Below are 21043 nucleotides of genomic sequence, written 5' to 3'. Positions count from 1 at the left end.
GAGTAAAAGATTGTTCCTGCCGGCGCTATAAGACCGCTATCGCCCGGTCGGTGGGGGCGACCGGTGCCGGGAGAATGGTGCTTCCCATCAGGAACTTGTCCACTGCGGCCGCGCACGCACGGCCTTCCGCAATGGCCCACACAATCAGTGACTGGCCACGTCCGGCATCGCCGGCAACAAACACGCCCTCGGTGTTTGTCATGTAGTAGCCGTCGCGGGCAACGTTGCCCCGACCGTCGAACTCTGCACTGACCTGCTCCGTGATTCCTGCCGGTTCAGCACCGGTAAAGCCAAGGCTCAGGAAGACAAGGTCAGCTGGGATGATCCGTTCTGTACCGGCCTTGGGAAGGCGTCGGCCATCCACGAACTCGGTTTCAGCAACTTTGACGCCGGTGAGTTTGCCGTTTTCTCCAACGAACTCAACGGTTGAAGCAAGGTACGTCCGTTCGCCGCCTTCTTCGTGGGCGCTGGCGACCTCGAACAGGGTGGGGAACGTCGGCCACGGCTGGTGGGCGGCACGCTCGGCGGGCGGCTGCTTGCCGATCGCCAGCGTGGTCACCGACGCAGCCTGGTGGCGGTGGGCGGTACCGATGCAGTCCGCACCAGTGTCGCCGCCGCCGAGGATGACAACGTGCTTGCCACGGGCATCGATGTGGTTCTCGGGGTTCTCCCCCGCCACTACGCGGTTCGAAGGAACCAGGTAGTCCATGGCGAAGTGGACACCCTCAAGGTCACGGCCCGGGATGGGCAGGTCGCGCGGCACGGTAGCACCGGTGGCAACAACCACGGCGTCGTAACGGCGGCGCAGCTGTTCCCAGGTCACGTCCGTACCAACTGCGACGCCGGTGCGGAAGCGGGTACCCTCGGCCTTCATCTGCTCGAGGCGGCGGTCAACCTGTTCCTTCTCCATTTTGAAGTCGGGGATGCCGTAGCGGAGCAGGCCGCCGATCTTGTCGTCGCGTTCGTAGACAGCAACGGTGTGGCCCACACGGGTCAGCTGCTGTGCCACGGCAAGGCCGGCGGGACCGGATCCTACGACCGCCACGGTCTTGCCCGTGAGGCGCGTCGGCGGCAGGGGCTGGACCCAGTCGTTATCGAAGGCCTGGTCGATGATGGAGACCTCAACCTGCTTGATGGTCACGGCGGGCTGGTTGATACCCAGCACGCAGGACGCTTCACAGGGGGCAGGGCACAAGCGTCCAGTGAACTCCGGGAAGTTGTTCGTAGCGTGGAGCCGCTCGATGGCTTCTTCACCCTTATCCCGCCACACGAGGTCGTTCCACTCGGGAATCAGGTTGCCCAGCGGGCAGCCCTGGTGGCAGAACGGAACGCCGCAGTCCATGCAGCGGCCGGCCTGGCTCTTCAGGACGCCCTTTTCCTGTGCTTCGTACACTTCTTTCCAGTCCATGATGCGGACGGGAACAGGACGGCGTGGCTGCGTCTCGCGCTGCCGGACTTTCAGAAATCCGCGTGGATCAGCCACCGGTTACCTCCAGGATTCGAGACCATACTTCTTCGCCATCGGGGTCAAGGCCCTCTTCGATGGCGTCGAGACGGGTTTGCAGGACTGCGGCGTAGTCGCGCGGCAGTACTTTGGTGATGCGGGCGGCGGTGTCGTCGAAGTTCTCGAGCAGACGGCCGGCCAGGACGGATTCGGTTTCCTCAACGTGCTTGGTGAGCAGGCCGTGAACGATGTCGCGGTCCTCGGCGTCGAGCTCCAGGAGTTGGAGTTCACCGGTATCGAGGGCCATCTTGTTGACCCGCTCGGGCTGGAGGTCCAGCACATAGGCGGTTCCACCGGACATGCCGGCACCGAAGTTGCGGCCTGTGCGCCCGATGATGAGCGTCTGGCCACCGGTCATGTACTCGCAACCGTGATCGCCAATACCTTCGACGACGGCGGTCGCACCGGAGTTACGGACCAGGAACCGCTCGCCAACCTGGCCACGCAGGAACATTTCGCCGCTGGTGGCACCGTAGCCGATGACGTTGCCGGCAATGACATTGCGCTCAGCCTGGAACACATTGGTGCGGTCCGGACGGACGATGATGCGGCCACCGGAGAGGCCCTTGCCGACGTAGTCGTTTGAGTCGCCGAACATGCGCAGCGTGATGCCGGCGGGCAGGAACGCCCCGAGGGACTGGCCCGCGGTGCCGTGGAGCGTGACGTCGATGGTGTCCGTCGCCAGAACATCGATACCGAAGGTCTTGGTCACCACGTGGCCGAGCATCGTCCCCACGGAACGGTCGGTGTTGATGACGTCCAGGGTGATCTTGACCGGCATCCGGTCGCTGAGTGCTTCCTGCGCCATGGTGATCAGTCGCTGGTCAAAGTGCTTGTCCAGCTCGTGGTTCTGGCCGGTCATGTTACGCAGCGGCACGTCGTCGTCGAACTCCAGCCCGTGCAGGATGGGGTCCAGGTCCAGCCCTTCGGCCTTCCAGTGATCGATCGCTTCACGGGTGTCCAGAACCTCAGCGTGGCCGATGGCCTCTTCCAAGGTGCGGAAGCCAAGCTCGGCGAGGATCTCACGGACCTCTTCAGCGAGGAACTCGAAGAAGTTGACCACGAACTCGGGCTTGCCGTTGAACCGCGAACGAAGCTCAGGGTTCTGGGTGGCAACGCCGACGGGGCAGGTGTCCAGATGGCAGACGCGCATCATGATGCAGCCGGACACCACCAACGGAGCGGTTGCGAAACCGTATTCCTCGCCACCCAGCAGGGCAGCGATGACGACGTCGCGGCCGGTCTTGAGCTGGCCATCAACCTGAACCACCACGCGGTCACGGAGACCGTTGAGCATCAGGGTCTGCTGGGTCTCGGCGAGGCCGAGTTCCCACGGCACACCCGCGTGCTTGAGCGAGTTCAGCGGCGAGGCGCCGGTACCGCCGTCGTGACCTGAAACGAGTACGACGTCGGCCTTCGCCTTGGTGACGCCGGAGGCCACCGTGCCGATCCCGACTTCCGAAACCAGCTTCACGTGGACACGGGCCGAAGGGTTGGCGCGCTTGGCATCGTAGATGAGCTGCGCGAGGTCCTCGATCGAATAGATGTCGTGGTGAGGGGGCGGGGAAATGAGCCCGACGCCGGGAGTCGAGTGGCGCGTCCGGGCTACCCACGGGTAGACCTTCTGGGCCATCAACTGGCCGCCTTCACCGGGCTTGGCGCCTTGTGCCATCTTGATCTGGATGTCATCGGCGTTGGTCAGGTACAGGCTGGTCACACCAAAGCGGCCGGATGCGATCTGCTTGATGGCAGAGCGACGCTCCGGGTCCAGCAGGCGGTCAACGTCCTCGCCACCTTCACCCGTGTTGGACTTGGCGCCCAAACGGTTCATGGCGATAGCCAGGGTTTCGTGGGCTTCCTTGGAGATGGAGCCGTAACTCATGGCGCCGGTGGAGAACCGCTTGACGATGCTGGAGACGGGCTCCACTTCCTCAAGCGGAACTGCCGGACGTACTCCGTCTTTGAACTTCAAGAGCCCGCGGAGGGTCATCAGGTTCTCGGACTGGTCGTCAATGCCCTTGGTGTAGGACTTGAAGATGTCATAGCGGCGTTCGCGGGTGGCGTGCTGCAGGCGGAACACCGTCTCCGGGTTGAAGAGGTGGGGTTCGCCGTCGCGGCGCCACTGGTACTCGCCGCCGCCGAGAAGCGGCTGGTGCGGGTGCTCGATGCCGCCCTCCGGATACGCCATCTGGTGGCGCGCCGAGACTTCGGCAGCAATGACGTCCAGGCCAACGCCACCCAGCTGGGAGTGCGTGCCGGAGAAGAATTCGTCCACGAGTTCCTGGGACAGGCCCAGTGCCTCGAAGGTCTGGGCGCCGGTGTAGGAAGCCACGGTGGAGATGCCCATTTTGGACATGATCTTCAGGACACCCTTGCCGAGGCCCTTGATGAGGTTGTAGACGCCGTCTTCGGCAGTAACGCCCGTGACATCGCCGTTGGAGATCAGCTGTTCCACCGATTCCATGGCCAGGTATGGGTTCACGGCGGAAGCGCCGTAGCCAATGAGTACCGCCACGTGGTGCGTCTCGCGGACGTCGCCGGCCTCAACCACCAGCGCGGTCTTGGTGCGGTTTGCGCTGCGGAGCAGGTGGTGGTGGACTGCGCTGACAAGGAGAAGCGAAGGAATCGGCGCCCACTGGGCGTTCGAGTCACGGTCGGACAGCACAACATACTGCACGCCACGGTTGATCGCGCCCGAAACCTGCTCGCAGATCTCCGTCAAACGCGCACGGAGTGCTGCTTCACCACCCTCGGGGCGGTACAGGCCACGGACCTTCATGGCGATGCGGTCGCCGTCGGGGGTTTCAATGTTCGCGATCTTCGCCAGCTGATCGTTGTTGATCACGGGGAACGGCAGCGAGATCTGCGGCTGGCGGACCTGCTTGCCGTCCAAGAGGTTGCCATTGGGACCAATGGCGCACTTCAGGGAGGTGACCAGCTCTTCGCGGATGGCATCCAACGGCGGGTTGGTGACCTGCGCGAAGGACTGCACAAAGTAGTCGAACAACAAGCGCGGACGCTTGGAGAGAACCGCAACCGGCGTATCGGAACCCATGGCGCCCAGGGGCTCGGCACCTGTGCGGGACATCGGTCCGAGCAGGATCTTCAGTTCTTCGGTGGTGTAGCCGAACGTGCGCTGGCGGATGTTGACCGACGCAGCGGTGTGGACAACGTGCTCGCGCTCAGGCAGCTCGTTGATATCGATCAGGTTGTCCTTGAGCCATTCGGCCCACGGGTTCGCAGCAGCTACCTCGGCCTTGACCTCGGCGTCGTCGATGATGCGGCCGGCCTCGGTGTCCACCAGGAACATCTTGCCCGGGGCGACGCGGCCCTTCTTGACCACGTTGGAAGGCTCAACTTCGATCACGCCAACTTCGGATGCGAAGATGATCAGTCCGTCTTCAGTGATCCAGTAGCGTCCCGGGCGCAGGCCATTGCGGTCCAGCGTTGCGCCCACGAGGTTGCCGTCAGTGAACGAGACTGCAGCGGGACCGTCCCAGGGCTCCATGAGCAGCGAGTGGTATTCGTAGAACGCACGGCGGGCAGGATCCATGGTGGCGTGGTTCTCCCACGCTTCGGGGATCATCATCATGATCGAGTGCGTGATCGGACGCCCGGAGAGCCAGAGCAGTTCCGCTACCTCGTCGAAGGACGCGGAGTCAGAGGCGCCGGGGGTGCAGATCGGGTACAGCTCTTCGGGAACAGAGCCCAGCAGAGGGCTGGCCAGCTGCGACTGGCGGGCACGCATCCAGTTGCGGTTTCCCTTGACCGTGTTGATCTCACCGTTGTGGGCGATGGTGCGGAAAGGCTGCGCCAAAGGCCACGACGGGAACGTGTTGGTGGAAAAGCGCGAGTGGACGATCGCGAGCTTGGTCTTGAAGCGCTTGTCCGAGAGGTCCGGGTAGAAGGGCTCCAACTGAGCGGTGGTCAGCATGCCCTTGTACACGATGGTGCGGGAGGACAGCGACGGGAAGTAGACGCCGAATTTGTTCTGGGCACGCTTGCGGATTCGCCAGGCACGGGAGTCCAGCTCGTTGTGTTCGAGCTGCTCGCCGGTGGCGGAGGCAAAGAACGGCTGGGAGAAGTAGGGCATACACGCCCGGGCCATGGCACCCACGAGGTCAGCGACCACGGGAACCTCACGCCAGCCAAGGACAGTCAGTCCCTCGTCAGCTGCAAGGGCTTCAATGCCGGCCTTGGCGTTTTCTGCTTCGCGGGACTCGGCAGGAAGGAAGGCGGTGCCCACCACGTACTGGCCGGGAGCAGGCAGTTCGAATTCTGTGACGGCCCTGAAGAACTCGTCCGGAACCTGCATCAGCAGGCCCGCACCGTCGCCAGTACCTTCATCGGCGCCCACGGCGCCGCGGTGTTCGAGATTGCGGAGGGCGGTCAGTGCCGCTTCCACGATGTCGTATCCCGGTTCCCCGCGGAGCGTGGCAATAATAGCCAGGCCGCAGGCGTCCTTCTCCTTATCAGGGTTGTAAAGACCCTGGGCCTCCGGGAGCGCAGCAAAGCGCTTGAACGGAGACATGGCACCCTGAGGTTCGATATTTTCGGACCAACCGGGGTTATGAAGATGGGTCATGGGAGACGTCCTTCCTCGAGATCGTGCGTATGGAAGGGACAACGTTGGCCCCACCTTGCCTGCCCTGTGACGGGCACAACAAAGCGCTAGTAATTGGAATTGTAGGCCAGCCGATCCAGCGCAACGAACAGTTACGCAGACCTCTGGCCCCGGCTTGACCAGTGAACATCGGTATGCTGCGGTCCGGTTTCCGGGGTGCCACGACGCTGTGGACTGGGCCCTACGAGCGGTGACTCTGTTGCCCCTTTACCGGATGCGGCTACTTGGTGTCGCCTTCATCCGGTGTGGATCCGGGGGCCTTCCTTGCGGCAGTTGCAGCAGGTGTGGAATCCGTGGTGGACGCAGTGTCCTTTTCCGGTTTCCCTGCTGTTTCCTGCGGCTCGTCAACGTGGCCCGAATCGCTTTGGTTATCAGGGAGATTACCACGCGAACCAGTATCTGAGACAGATGCGTCCACATCATGACTGGTGACGCTCGTCACCGGAACAGGCTCATTTTCCTTCTTCTCTTCCGGCTCCCGCCCCGCCAAATAAGGGGTATCGGGGACAGGCCGGCCTCGCCGACCCAGGATAAAGAAGATGGCCAGGGCCGCAATGAAGACAAAGATGCTTGTCCACACATTGAGCCGGGTGGTAATGCCAAGCAGGTTGATCTGTTCGGCATCGTCGATGCGCAGGGCCTCAATCCATACGCGGCCCAGGGTGTAGTACACGGCGTACAGCCAGAAGAGCCGTCCCCAGCGGAAGTGGAACTTCTTGTCCAGCAACAGCAGAATGGCCACGCCTGCGAGGTTCCACAACATCTCGTAAAGGAACGTCGGGTGGAAGAGCGTATCCGCAGCCATGTCCGCCGGGAAATTCGCGTTGGCGGGATCAATTTCAAGTCCCCACGGCAGGGTGGTCGGCGCCCCGAAGAGTTCCTGGTTGAACCAGTTCCCCAGGCGTCCGATTGCCTGGGCCAGCAGGAGCCCCGGCGCTGCTGCATCCAGGAAGGCCGTCAGCTTGACGCCGGCACGCCGGCAACCAATCCAGGCACCTACCGCACCGAGGACAACGGCACCCCAAATGCCCAGACCGCCGCGTTGGATCTGTGGAATCAGCGAGAGGTCGCCAGTGCCATCAAAGCCAGGACCAAAGTACGCGTCAGGCGAGGAGAACACGTGGTAGAGGCGACCACCGATGATGCCGAAGGGAATAGCCCAGATGGCGATATCCCACAGGCTTCCTTCGGGAGCGCCGCGGCGCTTCCACCTGGCCGATGTCAGCCACAGGCCAACGATGATGCCCGCCAGGATGCAGAGGGCGTAGGCGTGGATACGCAACGTCCCCCACGGGAGCGGAATGTCGAAACCGGACCACGAAGGGCTCGGGATACTAATGGGGACCATTGCCGCTGCGTGGAGGACGGTCTGCATTCGCTTCGCTGTTTCCTTTTCCTAGGCTTCTGCAGCGGCGCGGCCCAGGCCGGCGCTGAGGTTCTTGGTGAGTTGCCCGACGGCGTCCACGCCGCCATCGCGGAGGGCCGCCACCAGGGCGGTTCCGACGATCACGCCGTCAGCGTAGGCGGCAATTTCGCGCACATGATCCGGGTTGGAGACACCCAGGCCCACGCACACGCGCTCGGCACCGGCAGCATGTGCACGGGCGACCACGTCTTCGGCGCTGCTGCTGACTGAGGTACGGGTCCCTGTGACACCCATAATCGAGACGGCGTACACAAACCCTCGGCTGGCTTTCACCGTCATGTCGAGGCGTTCGGGCGTGGACGACGGCGCCACGAGGAACACCCGGTCCAATCCGTACTTGTCCGAGGCTTCGAACCACTCGGATGCCTCGTCGGGGATGAGGTCCGGAGTAATGAGGCCTGCTCCCCCGGCTTCAGCGAGGCGACGGGAAAACTCGTCGACGCCCATACGCATTACCGGGTTCCAGTACGTCATGACCAAGACAGCCGCGTCCGTGGCTGCGGTGATGCCGGCAACGACATCGAAAACATCGGCGACACGGAATCCATTGGCGATCGCTTCGGTAGTAGCGGCCTGGATGACCGGGCCGTCCATCACGGGATCGGAGTACGGGATTCCGATTTCGATGAGGTCCGCTCCGTTGCGGGCCAAGGCGATTCCCGCGTCGATGCTCTCCTTGACCGTGGGGTAGCCCGCGGGAAGGTAGCCCACCAAGGCGGAACGGCCTTCTGCCTTGGCACGGTCAATGGCGGCAGCGGATTTGCTGGCGAATTCTTCAGTCATCAGTTCTGGTCCTCGTTGACATCCACGGCGGCTTCGGCAGTGCGCTCTGGCCCCTTGGGCTTTCGCGTGGACAGCGTTGTGCCCTTGACGTGCCCTTCCTCGTCCAACATGTTGAACCAGGCCGCGGCAGTCTCCACGTCCTTGTCTCCACGACCGGAAAGGTTGACGATCACGGTGACGTCGGAAGGGTTTTCCTTGCCTTCGGTGAGCCGCTTGCCGATCTTGATGGCACCTGCCAAGGCGTGCGAGGACTCGATGGCGGGGATGATGCCTTCTGTCCGGCACAACAGGCTGAAGGCGTCCATCGCTTCGGTATCGGTGACGGCCTCGTACGTGACGCGCCCGATGTCGGCCAGATACGAGTGCTCCGGACCAACGCTGGGGTAGTCCAGGCCAGCCGAAATGGAGTGGGACTCGACGGTCTGGCCGTCTTCGTCCTGCATGAGGTAGGACCGGGCACCATGCAGCACGCCCGGACGGCCCAGGGAGATCGCTGCAGCGTGGCGGCCGGTTTCGACACCGTCTCCGCCGGCCTCGAAACCATAGATCTTCACGGAGGCATCATCGAGGAAGGCGTGGAACAAACCGATGGCGTTCGAGCCACCACCGATGCATGCAGCAATGGCGTCGGGGAGTTTGCCGGTCTGCTCCAGGATCTGGCTGCGGGCTTCTTCGCCGATGACTTCGTGGAAGTAGCGCACCATCGCGGGGAACGGGTGTGCTCCTGCTGCGGTTCCCAGGAGGTAGTGGGTGTGCTCCACGTTCGACACCCAGTCGCGAAGGGCATCATTGATGGCGTCCTTGAGTGTCTGGGATCCGTTGGTCACGGGTACCACAGTGGCACCGAGCAGCTGCATGCGGGCCACGTTCAACGCCTGGCGCCGGCAATCCTCTGCGCCCATGTACACCACGCACTCGAGTCCCAACAGGGCTGCGGCCGTGGCACTGGCAACGCCGTGCTGTCCGGCTCCGGTTTCAGCGATCACGCGGGTCTTGCCCATTCGCTTGGCGAGGAGGGCCTGGCCAAGGACGTTGTTGATCTTGTGGGACCCGGTGTGGTTCAAGTCTTCGCGCTTGAGGAAGATGCGTGCTCCGCCGGCGTGCTCGGAGAAGCGCTTGGCTTCGGTGAGCAAAGAAGGCCGGCCGGAGTAGTTCTTGTTGAGGTCCTTCAGCTGCGCGATGAACTCGGGGTCGGCTTTGGCCTTCTCAAACGTGTCCTGGACTTCGTCGAGGGCGGCGATCAGAGACTCGGGCATCCAACGACCGCCGTAGTTGCCGAAGTAGGGCCCGGAGGCGTTGCGCAGCGAAGGGCCACCTTGCAGGAATGCGTCGGCCGCATTCTCTTCTGAGCCGGCTGTTGGCGCGTCGACCATCAGTCTCACCGTCCTGTTCCAGTTAGTTCATTGGGTAGTTCCACGTGCCACAAGGCAGCCGCAGGCTCAAGCCCGGGCTGCCTTGCGGCTGTTCGCCGTGATTCAGTGACTTCCTCAGTTCCTGACGGCGATGACGGCAGCTCCAGCTGCCTTGAATTCGGTGATGCGTTCGCGCGGCGTGGAGTCGCTGACCAGCGCCTCCCCCACCAGGATGGCGTTGGCGCCACCCGCGGCGTAGTGCGATACGTCGTCGGCGCCCCGGACGCCCGATTCGGCAACGATGACGGCCTCGGCCGGAATCAATCCTGCCAGGGACGCGAAAACCGAGCGGTCGACGTCGAGCGTCTTGAGGTTGCGGACATTGATGCCAATGATCTTGGCCTGCGCCGCGACGGCGCGCTCAATCTCTTCTTCCGTGTGGGTTTCCACCAGCACGTTCATGCCGAGTTCGTGGCTGAGGGCGCTGAACTCCGCAAGTTCCGCGTCGGACAGTGCCGCGACGATGAGCAGGATGAGGTCGGCGCCATGGGCCCGGGCTTCCCAGATCTGGTACTCGTCAACCGTGAAGTCCTTGCGCAGCAAGGGCGTCTCGACGGCGGCGCGTACAGCATCGAGGTCCGCCAACGAACCGCCGAAGCGGCGCTGTTCGGTCAGGACACTGATAACGGAAGCTCCACCGTCGGCGTACTGTACCGCGAGGGACGCAGGATCAGCGATCGGCGCCAGGTCGCCTTTGGAAGGGCTGCGACGCTTGATTTCTGCGATGACTTTGAGGTCGTTGCGGACGGATGAGGGACCGCCCAAAGCTGCCCACGCATCGCGGGACGGGGCGGCACTTGCGGCCCTGTCCTTCAGCTCCGCGAGGGATACGAGGCGGCTGCGCGCCTCCATCTCCTCCTTGACGCCAACAATGATGTCATCAAGAACGGTCACGATTAGTGGCCGTTGTTCTGCAGCTTGCTGCCACCAACTCCGTAGCCCGCCTTGCGCATGACGCCGCCCACAATGAGGCCAATGACCATGACAACCAGCCCCCCCACGAAGATCGGGGTGCTGGCGATAACGAAAGCGATGGAGGAAATCAGCGCACCGACCAGCATCACAAGTACGCAGGTCCAGGCAGCCGGGCTGTTTCCGTGGCCGATGGCGTCAGCGTGGCTGGCCATGGTGGATTCAGCTTGGTTTGCGGACACTGTGGTTTTGCTCATGTGAAATCTCCTCAGGATGAATACTGCTTACATTCTGCCATTTATTGACGGCGTCCGGGACATCGTCCGACGTCAGGACAGGCGTGTGGGCTTTTGTTGCGCCACTCCTGCCCGAAAGCCAGTTTTGGCTGCCTACGTGGGATCTTCACCGCGCGACAGGCTGTCCCAGCTGTCAATCTCGTCCACCGGCCCGTTGTTGCTCTTCCGCCCCCCGGTGCCGGCGTCGTATTTGGTCCGAGTGGTCCAATGGCGCCCGGCCAGCGGCAGGACAATGGCGCAGACGGCCAGGAGGGATCCGGCAACGATGGCCACGATCGGGAACGCAGTGGCTGCCGCGTCGGCCTGTCCGCCCGAGACACCCGTGGCGGCCGCAATGGCCCCTTGTGCGGCACCCAGCGGATCAAGAAGTACGGTCACAGCGGCCAGAATGATTCCGGCCGCCGACAAGACGATGAGGACTGCGATGATCCAGCGGGCAATCTTTCCGGCGATGGAAGCGGCGAGCCCGCCCGCCAAGGCAACAACGGCCAGCGCCGTGACCGCAGTGGCGGCCTTGCTCCCTTGGACGTGGAGGTCACTGTTGGACGCTCCCGTGGGGTCGAGTCGCACCTCGATCCAGGTCTGCGTCGTGGCCCCAAACACTGCCAAGGCCAGAATTGTGGTGGCAAGGACCAGCGTTGATTTGCGAGCCCAGCGCGGCGGCTGCCTGACCGGAGCCGCTGAAGATGCCGTGCTCATGGTGTGGAAATCCCGTCATCGAGGGCGTCGGTGTTCCCCACCGTTTCGGCGGAAATGTTCTGCAGCGATCCCGCGGTGTGGACGGCGCGCAGCGGCGCAGCTGCCTTGTTCACCGTCTCCAGCGCTTCAGACGGCTTGTGTGAATCGGCAACAATTCCACCACCGGCCTGCACATAGGCACGGCCTTCCCGGAGCAGTGCAGACCGGATGGCAATCGCCATATCCATATCGCCCGCAAAATCCAGGTAGCCAACCACGCCACCGTAGATACCGCGCCGGTGGGGTTCGAGCTCGTCAAGCAGGCGGAGTGCACGCGGCTTTGGAGCCCCGGACAGGGTGCCTGCCGGGAAGGTTGCCTTCAGGACGTCGTAGGCCTTGGCGTTGGGGGCAAGCTCACCCACCACTGTGGAGACGAGGTGCATGATGTGGCTGAACCGCTCCACTTCCATGAACTGCGTGACGTCCACGGTACCGGCGACGCAGACCTTGGAAAGGTCGTTGCGCGAGAGGTCCACCAGCATCAGGTGCTCGGCCCGCTCCTTCTGATCGGCCAGCAACTCCGTGGCGAGGGCTTTATCGGCCTCCACTGTCTTTCCACGGGGACGTGAGCCGGCGATGGGGTGGGTGATGACTTCCTCACCGGTCACCGTGACCAAAGCCTCCGGCGATGAGCCCACAATCGAGTACTCGCGGCCGTCCGCATCCTCCAGGCTGAAGAGGTACATATAAGGGCTGGGGTTCGTATTGCGCAGGACACGGTAAACATCCAGCGGGTCCGCGGCGCACTCCATCTCGAAGCGGCGGGAGATCACCACCTGGAACACCTCGCCGTCAACAATGGCCTCCTTGCCGCGGTCAATCGCCTCAAGGTATTTGGCTTCATCCCATCGTTCCTGCACGCTGGAGGCGAAGTCCAGGGCGGCAGTTTCCAGGACAGAGACCGGCTGGGCAACGGGAGTGCTGATCTGCTCCAGCAGGGCCTTCACGCGGGCCACGGCGTCATGCCAGGCGTCATCGACACGCTCGGAGCTGTCATCGAAGTTGATGGCGTTGGCGATCAGGAGGACGGTACCGTCCATGTTGTCATGCACAGCCATGTCAGTGACCAGGTTCAGCGCCATTTCCGGCAGCTGCAAGTCGTCCTCAGGCGGGGATGTCAGCCGCTCCCAGTGACGGACGGCTTCCCATCCGAGAAAGCCGACCAAACCGGAGGTGAAGGGCGGCAGTCCCTCAAACCGGTCTGTCTGCAAGGCAGCAATGGTGTCCCGCACCGCGTCAACGGGATTACCTGAGACGGGAACCCCCACGGGCGGCTCACCGATCCAATGGGCCTGGCCGTCTTTCGTGGTCAGGGTGGCCCTGGATTTTGACCCAATGAAGGAGTAGCGCGACCACGCGCCGCCAACTGCCGCGGATTCCAGGAGGAACGTTCCGGGTTGGCCCTTGGCCAGCTTCCGATACAGGCCGATGGGGGTCTCGGCGTCAGCCAGGACCTTGAGTCGAACAGGAATAACACGGCTGTGGACGGCGAGTTCGCGGAACTCTTCCAGGCCCGGGCTGATGATTCCAAGGTCCTGCATGGCTATTTCTCCGCCTTTTGTCTGAGGTGGTGCGTCAGTGGAAAGTTAGTGGGTGCCTTAGTCGCGGTGGCCCGTTACGACGGTGAAGTCGCGACCATCAAAGCAGGTCCGGGTACCGGTGTGGCAGGCTGCGCCGATCTGGTCCACGCGGATCAGGAGGGCGTCGCCGTCGCAGTCAAGGGCGACAGACTTCACGAACTGTACGTGTCCGGAGGTGTCGCCCTTGCGCCAGTACTCTTGGCGGGAGCGCGAGTAGAACGTCACGCGACCCGTGGTCATGGTGCGGTGGAGAGCCTCGTCATCCATCCAGCCAAGCATGAGGACCTCGTTGGTGTCGTGCTGCTGCACAATGGCGGCTACGAGCCCGGACGAATCACGTTTGAGGGCGCTGGCGATCTCCTGCGGCAACGGGCTCGCGGGGTCGCTGGAAAGCTCCGTGGCGGGAGAGGGGCTGGGGGCGGACTGCTCTGACATCAGATCAAGTCTAGTGCCTTTGCAGGGAGCTGGATTCTGCGGCGGTTCCACTGCGCAAGTGCGCTCCGATCGTGCTAGTTTCACAAGTGATGCATTTCGTCGATCCTTCCCGAGAAGTCCTGGCCGAAACCCTGCTGGCGGCCGGACCTGACTCCCCCACGCTCTGCGAAGGGTGGCAAACCCGGGATCTTGCTGCGCATTTGTATCTGCGCGAACGGAAGATCGCAGTGGGCCTTGGGCTCCTGATCCCGAGCCTGGGCAAGGCCTCCGAAAAAGCCACCTCCAAGCTTGCCGCCAAGCTCAAGAGCCCTGACGCCTACGCGGACCTCATCAAGACGTTCCGCGCCGGCCCTCCGGCCCTCTCCCCCTTGAAGATCAAAGCCCTGGATGAGACGTCCAACCTCATTGAGTACTTTGTTCACACCGAGGACATTCGCCGTGCCGGCGACCGTTGGGCGCCCCGGGCACTCGATGAAGCATATTCGGACGCCCTCTGGGACGACCTCATCAAACGGGCTGCCTTCTTGTACCGCGGCGTGGATCTCGGCATCGTACTGGTACGCCCCACCGGGCCGCGGCATGTCGCCAAGCGGGCTCCCGTTTCCGTTGCGATCGTTGGCGAACCGGGCGAGCTGCTGATGCATGCGCACGGTCGCACCAGCCAGGCCTTGGTCACCTTCGAAGGCCAGCCGGACGCCGTCGCGCTTCTGCAGTCCGCAGACATCGGCCTTTAAGCCACCAATGGAGGGTCACCTGCACGGTGACCCTCCATTGCTTTTTAAGCCATGAAAGCTAGCGGACCTCGAAGCCGGCCTCGCGGATAGCGGTCTTGACCTGGGCGATCATGTCGTCCGGCCCAAAATGGAACACCGAAGCGGCCAGTACGGCATCAGCTCCCGCTTCTACGGCGGGCGGGAAGTGTGCCGGTTCCCCGGCGCCGCCCGAGGCAATGATCGGAATGTTCACCGCAGCGCGGACCAGGCGGATCAATTCGAGATCGAAGCCGTCCTTGGTGCCGTCGGCGTCGATCGAGTTGAGCAGGATTTCCCCCACACCCCGGTCTGCCGCTTCTTTGGCCCAGGCAATGGCGTCGATCCCGGTTCCGGTACGGCCGCCGTGGGTGGTCACTTCAAAACCGGACGACGTCGGGATGTCGCCTGCGCGGGTACGGCGCGCATCGACCGAGAGCACCAGGACCTGTGAGCCGAAGTGGCGCGTGATCTCGTCGATGACCTCGGGCCTGGCCACGGCTGCAGTGTTGATGGACGCCTTGTCCGCACCGAAGCGCAGGAGCTTGTCCACCTCTGCCACACCACGAACACCACCACCCACGGTCAGGGGAATGAACACTTCCTCAGCCGTGCGGCGGACGACGTCGAACGTGGTTTCGCGATTCCCGGAGGAGGCAGTGACGTCCAGGAACGTCAGTTCATCGGCCCCGCCGTTGTCGTAACGGTGCGCAAGTTCCACGGGATCACCAGCGTCGCGGAGGCCTTCAAAGTTGACGCCTTTGACGACGCGGCCAGCGTCGACATCCAGGCAGGGGATGACGCGTACGGCTACAGCCATGTGCTGCTCCTAGATTCTGTTGTGGCGCGGGTCAGATACGGCAGGCGTGAATGCTGCTGACCAGGATGGCGCGTGCTCCGAGGTCGTAGAGCTCGTCCATGATGCGGTTGGTTTCCTTCTTCGGAACCATGGACCGCACCGCAACCCACTCGGAGTCACGCAGGGGCGAAACCGTGGGCGACTCAAGGCCCGGGGTCAGCGCAGCGGCGTCCTCCACCAGGTCCTTGCGGATGTCGTAGTCCATGAGGACGTACTGGCGGGCCACGAGGACGCCCTGGAGGCGCCGGATGAGGATGTCGATTTCCTTGGCAGTTCCATTTGCGGCCCCACCAGAGCCGGAACGGCGGATGAGCACGGCCTCGGACTTCAGGATGGGGTCGCCAAAGATTTCCATGCCGGCGGCCTTGAGGGTGTTTCCGGTTTCAACGACGTCGGCAATGGCGTCCGCGACGCCGAGACGCACCGACGATTCCACGGCGCCATCCAGACGGACCACCTTGGCGTTAACGCCCCGCTCGGCGAGGTAGTCGCGCAGCAGGCCGTCGTAGCTGGTGGCCAGGCGCTTGCCTTCAAGTTGTTCGACGCCGGCGAAGTCACCGACCGGACCAGCGAAACGGAAGGTTGACGGGGCGAAGCCCAGGGGAAGAATTTCCTCGGCTTCGACCTTCGCGTCGAGCAGGAGATCCCTGCCCGTGATGCCTACATCCAGGGTTCCCTGGCCTACGTAGACAGCAATGTCGCGGGGACGGAGGAAGAAGAATTCAATGTCATTGTCGGGATCAACCATGACCAGCTCGCGGGTGTCGCGGCGCTGGCGGTAACCCGCCTCGGACAGCATTGCCGAGGCGGCTTCGGACAGGGATCCCTTATTGGGGACTGCTACACGGAGCATTGGGAGACTTTCTTTTTGGAATGGAGGTTTTCAGGCACCTTGGCCACGCAGGGGGCTCCGCAGCAAGCAAGCGGAGTGGCGTGGCTAGAGATGCTTGTAAACGTCTTCCAGGCTGAGGCCCTTGGCGAGCATGAGGACCTGCAAGTGGTACAGCAACTGGGAGATTTCCTCAGCAGCGGCTTCGTCCGATTCGTACTCCGCGGCCATCCAGACTTCGGCGGCCTCTTCGACCACCTTCTTGCCGATACCGTGGATTCCAGAGTCCAGTTCGGCAACCGTGCGCGAACCTGCCGGGCGGGTCGCTGCTTTCTCACTCAGTTCTGCGAACAGCGTCTCGAAATTCTTCACGCCCTCCAGACTACTTGCTCCGGGGCGGCCACCGCTTGTTGGGGCGTTGCATGACGAAGGGGATGTGAGTGAAGACACACTCACATCCCCTTCGTCGTCTGCGGGCAAAGGGCGTTAGCTGAACTGCTTCAGCGTCACTGCCGTGGCCAGGGCGGCAGTAACCGCTTCGTGGCCCTTGTCTTCCTGTGAGCCGGGAAGGCCGGCCCGGTCCAGGCCCTGCTGTTCGGTATCGCAGGTGAGGACGCCGAAGCCCACCGGCACGCCGGTGTTGACGCTGACGTCGGTGAGTCCCGACGTCGCAGCCTGGCAAACGTAGTCGAAGTGCGGCGTCCCGCCGCGGATGACCACGCCGAGTGCCACGACGGCGTCGAAGTGCGGTGCGAGCCTGGCTGCGGCAACGGGAAGCTCAAAGCTGCCCGGAACACGCAGGAGCGTAGGCTCGGCGATGCCGGCTTCCTTGGCGGCACGAAGCGCACCGTCCACCAGGCCGTCCATGATCTGCGTGTGCCAGCTTGCCGCCACAATGGCGAGCTTGAGCTGCGAGGTTTCCTCAGGGTTGAGGGTAGTGAGGTCGATGCTAGGCGCGCCGTGTCCGCTCATATTTGCTGTGGGTCCGTTCAGTCTTGAGTGTTGTCAAAGGTGTGGGTTGAAGGCGTCTTGCCATTGCTGACGGGCTCGACATCGAGCGTCAGCCGGTGGTCCATCCGGTCCTTCTTGGTCTGCAGGTAGCGCAGGTTCTGTTCGCGTGATGGCACCTCGGTGGGCACCATTTCCACTACTGTTACTCCGGCCTTGTCCAGGCGGTGCTGCTTGTCGGGGTTGTTGCTCAGCAAGCGGACCTCGTGCAGCCCCATTTCAGCCAGGATCTGTCCGGCCGCAGTGTAGGAGCGCGCATCGACAGGCAGGCCCAACTGTTCGTTGGCCTCAACGGTGTCGAAGCCGGCTTCCTGCAAGGCATAGGCCTTGATCTTGTTGGCCAGCCCGATCCCGCGGCCCTCCTGTCCACGCAGGTAGAGCAACGTTCCACCTTCCGCATGGATGAGTTCCAACGCAAAGGCGAGCTGCTCTCCGCAATCGCAGCGGTACGAACCGAACACATCGCCGGTGAGGCACTCGGAGTGCAGCCTGACCAGCGGGGCACGGCCGTCCTTGGGCGGATTAGGCGAACTCACGGCGAGGTGTTCAACGCCCGTAACATGGTCCGTCCACGCCTGTGCCACAAAGTCGCCGAAAGCCGTGGGCAACTGCACGATCGGCCCACCACTGACGGGGTGGGGCGCGGGGCCCGTGTGGTCACTGCTGCGTGTGGTCGATGCGGTCATCGCTTCTCCTCGTCTCCCCGTGAAACATGTGCCGCCTGGGACTCTACCGCCTCCACATACGACACCAGGTCCTCAATGGAGATGAGGGGGCATCCGTGGTCGGCGGCGAAGTCGCGCAAACTGTCCAAGCGCATCATTTCACCATCGTCATGTACCAACTCTGCGATCACACCCACCGGAGCGAGCCCGGCAAGTCGGCACAAGTCCACGGCAGCCTCCGTGTGACCTGGTCGTTCACGCACTCCCCCGTTAACCGCGCGCAACGGGAAAATATGCCCGGGACGGGTAATCGATGCCGGAGAACTGCTCGGATCTGCCAGGATCCGGGCCGTCAGGGCCCGGTCCGTGGCCGAGATGCCCGTGCTGACCCCAATCGCCGCGTCACAGGAAACGGTGTACGCAGTTCCCTTGGCGTCTTCGTTGATCTCCACCATGGGAGGAAGAACCAGTGCATCCGCGCGTTCGCCATCCAGGGGTACGCAGATGACGCCGGATGAGTACCGGATGGTCCATCCCATGAGGGCCGGTGTGGCGTGCTCGGCGGCGAAGATGATGTCGCCTTCGTTCTCGCGGTCCTCGTTGTCCACCACGATCACCGCCTGGCCCGCGGCGATTGCCGCGATGGCTGCCTCGACGGGATCCAGCCCGGTTCGGGCCGAGCCCGTAGGTGATGTCTTGGCGGGGGCGCTCATCGTGTGCTCCCTTGCTGCGGCGCGAAGGACAAAAGGCGTTCGGTGTACTTGGCCAGAACATCAACTTCGAGGTTGACGCGGCCACCTACGGGCTTGGCTCCCAGGCCGGTTTCTTCCAACGTGGTGGGGATCAGTCCCACCTCAAACCACGGAGCCGTTTCGGCCGCCGCACTGACGGCTGTGACCGTCAACGAGACACCGTCGACGGCGATCGAACCCTTCTCGGCGATGTATCGTGCCAGCGGGGCCGGCACACCGAAGCGCAGGCGGTCCCAGTTGCCCAAGGGCTCGCGCTCCAGCAGCTCACCCACGCCGTCGACGTGCCCTTGCACCACATGGCCGTCCAGGCGCCCGCCCGCAGGAACACAGCGTTCGAGGTTCACGGTGTCCCCTGGGGCCAGTCCGCCAATGGTTGTTCGGACCAAGGTCTCCCCCATCACATCGACGCTGAAGTCCTGACCCTCGATCTGCGTAGCTGTCAGGCACACGCCGTTGACGGCAATGGATCCACCCAAAGCCAGGCCATCGGTCGTCGTGGGCGCTTTCAACCTCAGTGTGGCGCTGACGTCGCCGTCATGCTCAATGCCCAGCACGGTGCCCTGCTCAGCGACTATTCCCGTAAACATCAGTGTCCTCCTGTGACATATTCCGCAGCTTCACTGCGTGAAACCACATTCTTCTGCGGAATCGAATTCTTGATCGTGGTGGCGGCGCCCCGTGGGGACCGCAGGTGCAGCCTAAGGTCGTTGCCCAGCGTCCGGACCGCTCCGCCCCCGGCTTCGTCCCAGGACCAATGCTGCGCGTCGGCCAGCGTAGTGATCCCAAGGTCGTTCAGTGCCGGGGTACCGGAGCCCAGCAGCGTCGGAGCCAGGTAGACAATCAGTTCATCCACCAGGTCGGCGGCAAGAAAGGTACTCAATATGGACGAGCCCCCTTCCACCATGACGTGCCGGATTCCTTGATCGAACAGCGTCCCCAAAGCCTCTGCCGGATCCCGGGTTGGCAAGTGCACGAAACGCCCGTCGGTTCCCCGGACAGCGGCATCTTCGGGAACGTCACGCAAGCCCATCACAGCGCGGATTGGCTGCCGGCTGGAAAGTTCACCGTCCGCCGTCCTGGCCGTGAGCCGCGGGTTGTCGATCAGGACCGTCCCGGTTCCCACCAGAATGGCGTCGATGAGTTCCCTCAGCCCGTGGTTGTCGGCGAGCGACTCCGGGCTGGAAATCCACTGGCTGGTGCCGTCCGCGGCAGCGATACGGCTGTCCAGTGTCTGGGCGATATGCAAGGTGACAAACGGACGCTTGGCGGCAACGGCGTCGAACCATTCGCGGTTGAGGTCCAGGGCCCTCCCGAGGGCCAGGCCGGACCGCACCTCAACACCGGCCGCACGGAGCGTCCGCGCACCGCCCGCGGCGGGGTCGTGCGGATCGTCGACGGCGTAAATCACCTTCGCGATTCCAGCGGCAATGATCGCTTGGGCGCAGGGTCCGGTACGACCCTCGTGGTTACAGGGCTCGAGCGTGACAACCATGGTGGTCCCGGTGATGTCCGTTCCCTGCCGGCGGGCTACGGAAATCGCGTCGGCCTCGGCGTGGGCCGTGCCTGCACCCCGGTGGAACCCCGTTGCCAGTTGTTCGCCGTCGGGGCTGAGGATCACTGCACCAACCAACGGATTGGCCCCGCGCGGTCCTGCAAGGGCTGCGGTCAGCGCGGCATCCATGGCCGTACTTTCCGCCGGAGTGTAAGGAGTCGAGTCGGTGGTCATTGGGCAGCTCCCGTGGAAACTGCAACGGCCGGGCTGCCGCCATCACGGCTTTCCCGCTCGCGCTTTTCGGCCCGCCACCAAACGAAGAAGCCAGTGAGGGTGAAGAAACCGTAGAAGAGATACATCACCGCGCTGGCGTAGTAGCCTGCGCTGAACAGCAGAGGTACACCCACGATATCCACGGCCACCCAGATCAGCCAAAACTCTGTCCAGCCGCGGGCCATCCCGTACGTTGCCAGCAGGGATCCCATGAAGGTCCAGGCGTCGGCCCAGACCGGCGGGTAGGAGCCCAGGGCGTCAAACAAGGGCGTCAGTGCCGCTGTGCCCGCCACCATGGCACCAATCAGAGCGATGCGGACCTTGTTGCTGGCCCAGCCGGGCACAATGGCGCGCCCTTGGCTGCTCGATTGCCGGCCTTGCCGCCACCGATACCAGCCGTAAACGGCGACGGCGATGAACATCACCTGCCGTGCTGCTTGCCCCCACAGGGTAGCCGGCGCTGCTGCACCAAAGACGTTGCCCAGGAAGACCGTAAGCAGGAGGATGTTGCCGACTATGCCGATCGGCCAAGCCCAGACTTTGCGGCGCATACCGCCGAGGGCGCTGAGGAGCCCAAAGATGTTTCCAAGCACTTCGCGTAAGACAAGAGCAGATCCTCCAACGGGGATCTGTGCTTCGAAGAGCCATCGCAGAAAGTCCATGCCGTTCCTTCCCAGTAAGCCGCGATGACTCCGGGGGTGTACGA

Annotated in this window: 20 protein-coding genes; 1 reads left to right on the top strand and 19 read right to left on the bottom strand. The window is 63.4% G+C overall.

The window, feature by feature from the left end; genetic code table 11:
• Positions 1-25 precede the first annotated feature (25 nt).
• From J3D46_RS14115 to hisI, 10 genes are all read right to left on the bottom strand, one after another.
• Positions 26-1483 carry a glutamate synthase subunit beta gene (locus J3D46_RS14115; protein WP_231338918.1) on the bottom strand — a complete coding sequence of 486 codons (1458 nt, stop codon included), beginning with the start codon at positions 1481-1483 and terminating at the stop codon, positions 26-28.
• Positions 1476-6089 carry a glutamate synthase large subunit gene (gene gltB / locus J3D46_RS14110; protein WP_231338919.1) on the bottom strand — a complete coding sequence of 1538 codons (4614 nt, stop codon included), beginning with the start codon at positions 6087-6089 and terminating at the stop codon, positions 1476-1478. Before gltB ends, J3D46_RS14115 begins: the two co-directional genes overlap by 8 nt.
• A gap of 259 nt (positions 6090-6348) precedes the next feature.
• Positions 6349-7503: a prolipoprotein diacylglyceryl transferase gene (gene lgt / locus J3D46_RS14105; protein ID WP_253467746.1), complete on the bottom strand. Its 1155-nt coding sequence runs from the start codon at positions 7501-7503 to the stop codon at positions 6349-6351.
• 21 nt (positions 7504-7524) lie between these two features.
• A complete protein-coding gene (gene trpA, locus J3D46_RS14100) occupies positions 7525-8337 on the bottom strand; it encodes a tryptophan synthase subunit alpha (protein ID WP_231338921.1) in 813 nt (270 codons plus the stop codon).
• Positions 8337-9710, bottom strand: coding sequence for a tryptophan synthase subunit beta (trpB, locus tag J3D46_RS14095; RefSeq protein ID WP_253467743.1), 1374 nt, complete (start codon positions 9708-9710; stop codon positions 8337-8339). The genes trpA and trpB overlap by 1 nt, the downstream gene beginning before the upstream one ends.
• 114 nt (positions 9711-9824) lie before the next feature.
• A complete protein-coding gene (gene trpC / locus J3D46_RS14090) occupies positions 9825-10643 on the bottom strand; it encodes an indole-3-glycerol phosphate synthase TrpC (RefSeq protein WP_253467740.1) in 819 nt (272 codons plus the stop codon).
• A gap of 2 nt (positions 10644-10645) precedes the next feature.
• Positions 10646-10918, bottom strand: coding sequence for an HGxxPAAW family protein (locus J3D46_RS14085; protein ID WP_159706651.1), 273 nt, complete (start codon positions 10916-10918; stop codon positions 10646-10648).
• A 132-nt stretch (positions 10919-11050) separates the two neighbouring features.
• The gene (locus J3D46_RS14080) at positions 11051-11656 is read right to left on the bottom strand and encodes a Trp biosynthesis-associated membrane protein (RefSeq protein WP_231338924.1); all 606 of its coding nucleotides are present in this window, start codon (positions 11654-11656) and stop codon (positions 11051-11053) included.
• Positions 11653-13236, bottom strand: a complete 1584-nt coding sequence (locus J3D46_RS14075; RefSeq protein WP_253467737.1) for an anthranilate synthase component I — start codon at positions 13234-13236, stop codon at positions 11653-11655. Before J3D46_RS14075 ends, J3D46_RS14080 begins: the two co-directional genes overlap by 4 nt.
• Before the next feature lie 57 nt (positions 13237-13293).
• Positions 13294-13710, bottom strand: coding sequence for a phosphoribosyl-AMP cyclohydrolase (hisI, locus tag J3D46_RS14070; RefSeq protein ID WP_231338926.1), 417 nt, complete (start codon positions 13708-13710; stop codon positions 13294-13296).
• Positions 13711-13799: 89 nt separating this feature from the next.
• Here hisI and J3D46_RS14065 point away from each other — a divergent pair, with 89 nt between their 5' ends.
• On the top strand, positions 13800-14444 hold the full coding sequence (locus J3D46_RS14065; protein ID WP_172323894.1) for a TIGR03085 family metal-binding protein: 645 nt from the start codon (positions 13800-13802) through the stop codon (positions 14442-14444).
• Positions 14445-14502: 58 nt separating this feature from the next.
• Here J3D46_RS14065 and hisF read toward each other — a convergent pair whose 3' ends face one another.
• The 9 genes from hisF to pnuC all read right to left on the bottom strand — a co-directional run bounded on the left by hisF (position 14503) and on the right by pnuC (position 20999).
• Positions 14503-15279, bottom strand: coding sequence for an imidazole glycerol phosphate synthase subunit HisF (gene hisF, locus J3D46_RS14060; protein ID WP_231338927.1), 777 nt, complete (start codon positions 15277-15279; stop codon positions 14503-14505).
• A gap of 31 nt (positions 15280-15310) precedes the next feature.
• The gene (gene hisG / locus J3D46_RS14055) at positions 15311-16171 is read right to left on the bottom strand and encodes an ATP phosphoribosyltransferase (RefSeq protein WP_231338928.1); all 861 of its coding nucleotides are present in this window, start codon (positions 16169-16171) and stop codon (positions 15311-15313) included.
• An 84-nt stretch (positions 16172-16255) separates the two neighbouring features.
• On the bottom strand, positions 16256-16519 hold the full coding sequence (locus J3D46_RS14050) for a phosphoribosyl-ATP diphosphatase (protein WP_018778638.1): 264 nt from the start codon (positions 16517-16519) through the stop codon (positions 16256-16258).
• Positions 16520-16633: 114 nt separating this feature from the next.
• The gene (gene ribH, locus J3D46_RS14045) at positions 16634-17119 is read right to left on the bottom strand and encodes a 6,7-dimethyl-8-ribityllumazine synthase (protein ID WP_231338929.1); all 486 of its coding nucleotides are present in this window, start codon (positions 17117-17119) and stop codon (positions 16634-16636) included.
• A 17-nt stretch (positions 17120-17136) separates the two neighbouring features.
• Positions 17137-17841: a GTP cyclohydrolase II gene (ribA, locus tag J3D46_RS14040; RefSeq protein WP_253467734.1), complete on the bottom strand. Its 705-nt coding sequence runs from the start codon at positions 17839-17841 to the stop codon at positions 17137-17139.
• Positions 17838-18533 (bottom strand): 3,4-dihydroxy-2-butanone-4-phosphate synthase, encoded by a 696-nt coding sequence (gene ribB / locus J3D46_RS14035; protein WP_253467731.1) that lies wholly within the window; start codon positions 18531-18533, stop codon positions 17838-17840. The genes ribA and ribB overlap by 4 nt, the downstream gene beginning before the upstream one ends.
• Positions 18530-19159: a riboflavin synthase gene (locus J3D46_RS14030; RefSeq protein WP_231338932.1), complete on the bottom strand. Its 630-nt coding sequence runs from the start codon at positions 19157-19159 to the stop codon at positions 18530-18532. The genes ribB and J3D46_RS14030 overlap by 4 nt, the downstream gene beginning before the upstream one ends.
• Positions 19159-20298, bottom strand: coding sequence for a bifunctional diaminohydroxyphosphoribosylaminopyrimidine deaminase/5-amino-6-(5-phosphoribosylamino)uracil reductase RibD (gene ribD / locus J3D46_RS14025; protein WP_253467728.1), 1140 nt, complete (start codon positions 20296-20298; stop codon positions 19159-19161). The genes J3D46_RS14030 and ribD overlap by 1 nt, the downstream gene beginning before the upstream one ends.
• Positions 20295-20999, bottom strand: coding sequence for a nicotinamide riboside transporter PnuC (pnuC, locus tag J3D46_RS14020; protein WP_253467725.1), 705 nt, complete (start codon positions 20997-20999; stop codon positions 20295-20297). The genes ribD and pnuC overlap by 4 nt, the downstream gene beginning before the upstream one ends.
• Between the last annotated feature and the right edge of the window lie 44 nt (positions 21000-21043).

The sequence above is a fragment of the Paenarthrobacter sp. A20 genome (assembly GCF_024168825.1).
Lineage (GTDB): Bacteria > Actinomycetota > Actinomycetes > Actinomycetales > Micrococcaceae > Arthrobacter.
This window is presented reverse-complemented; position numbering and strand designations above follow the sequence as displayed.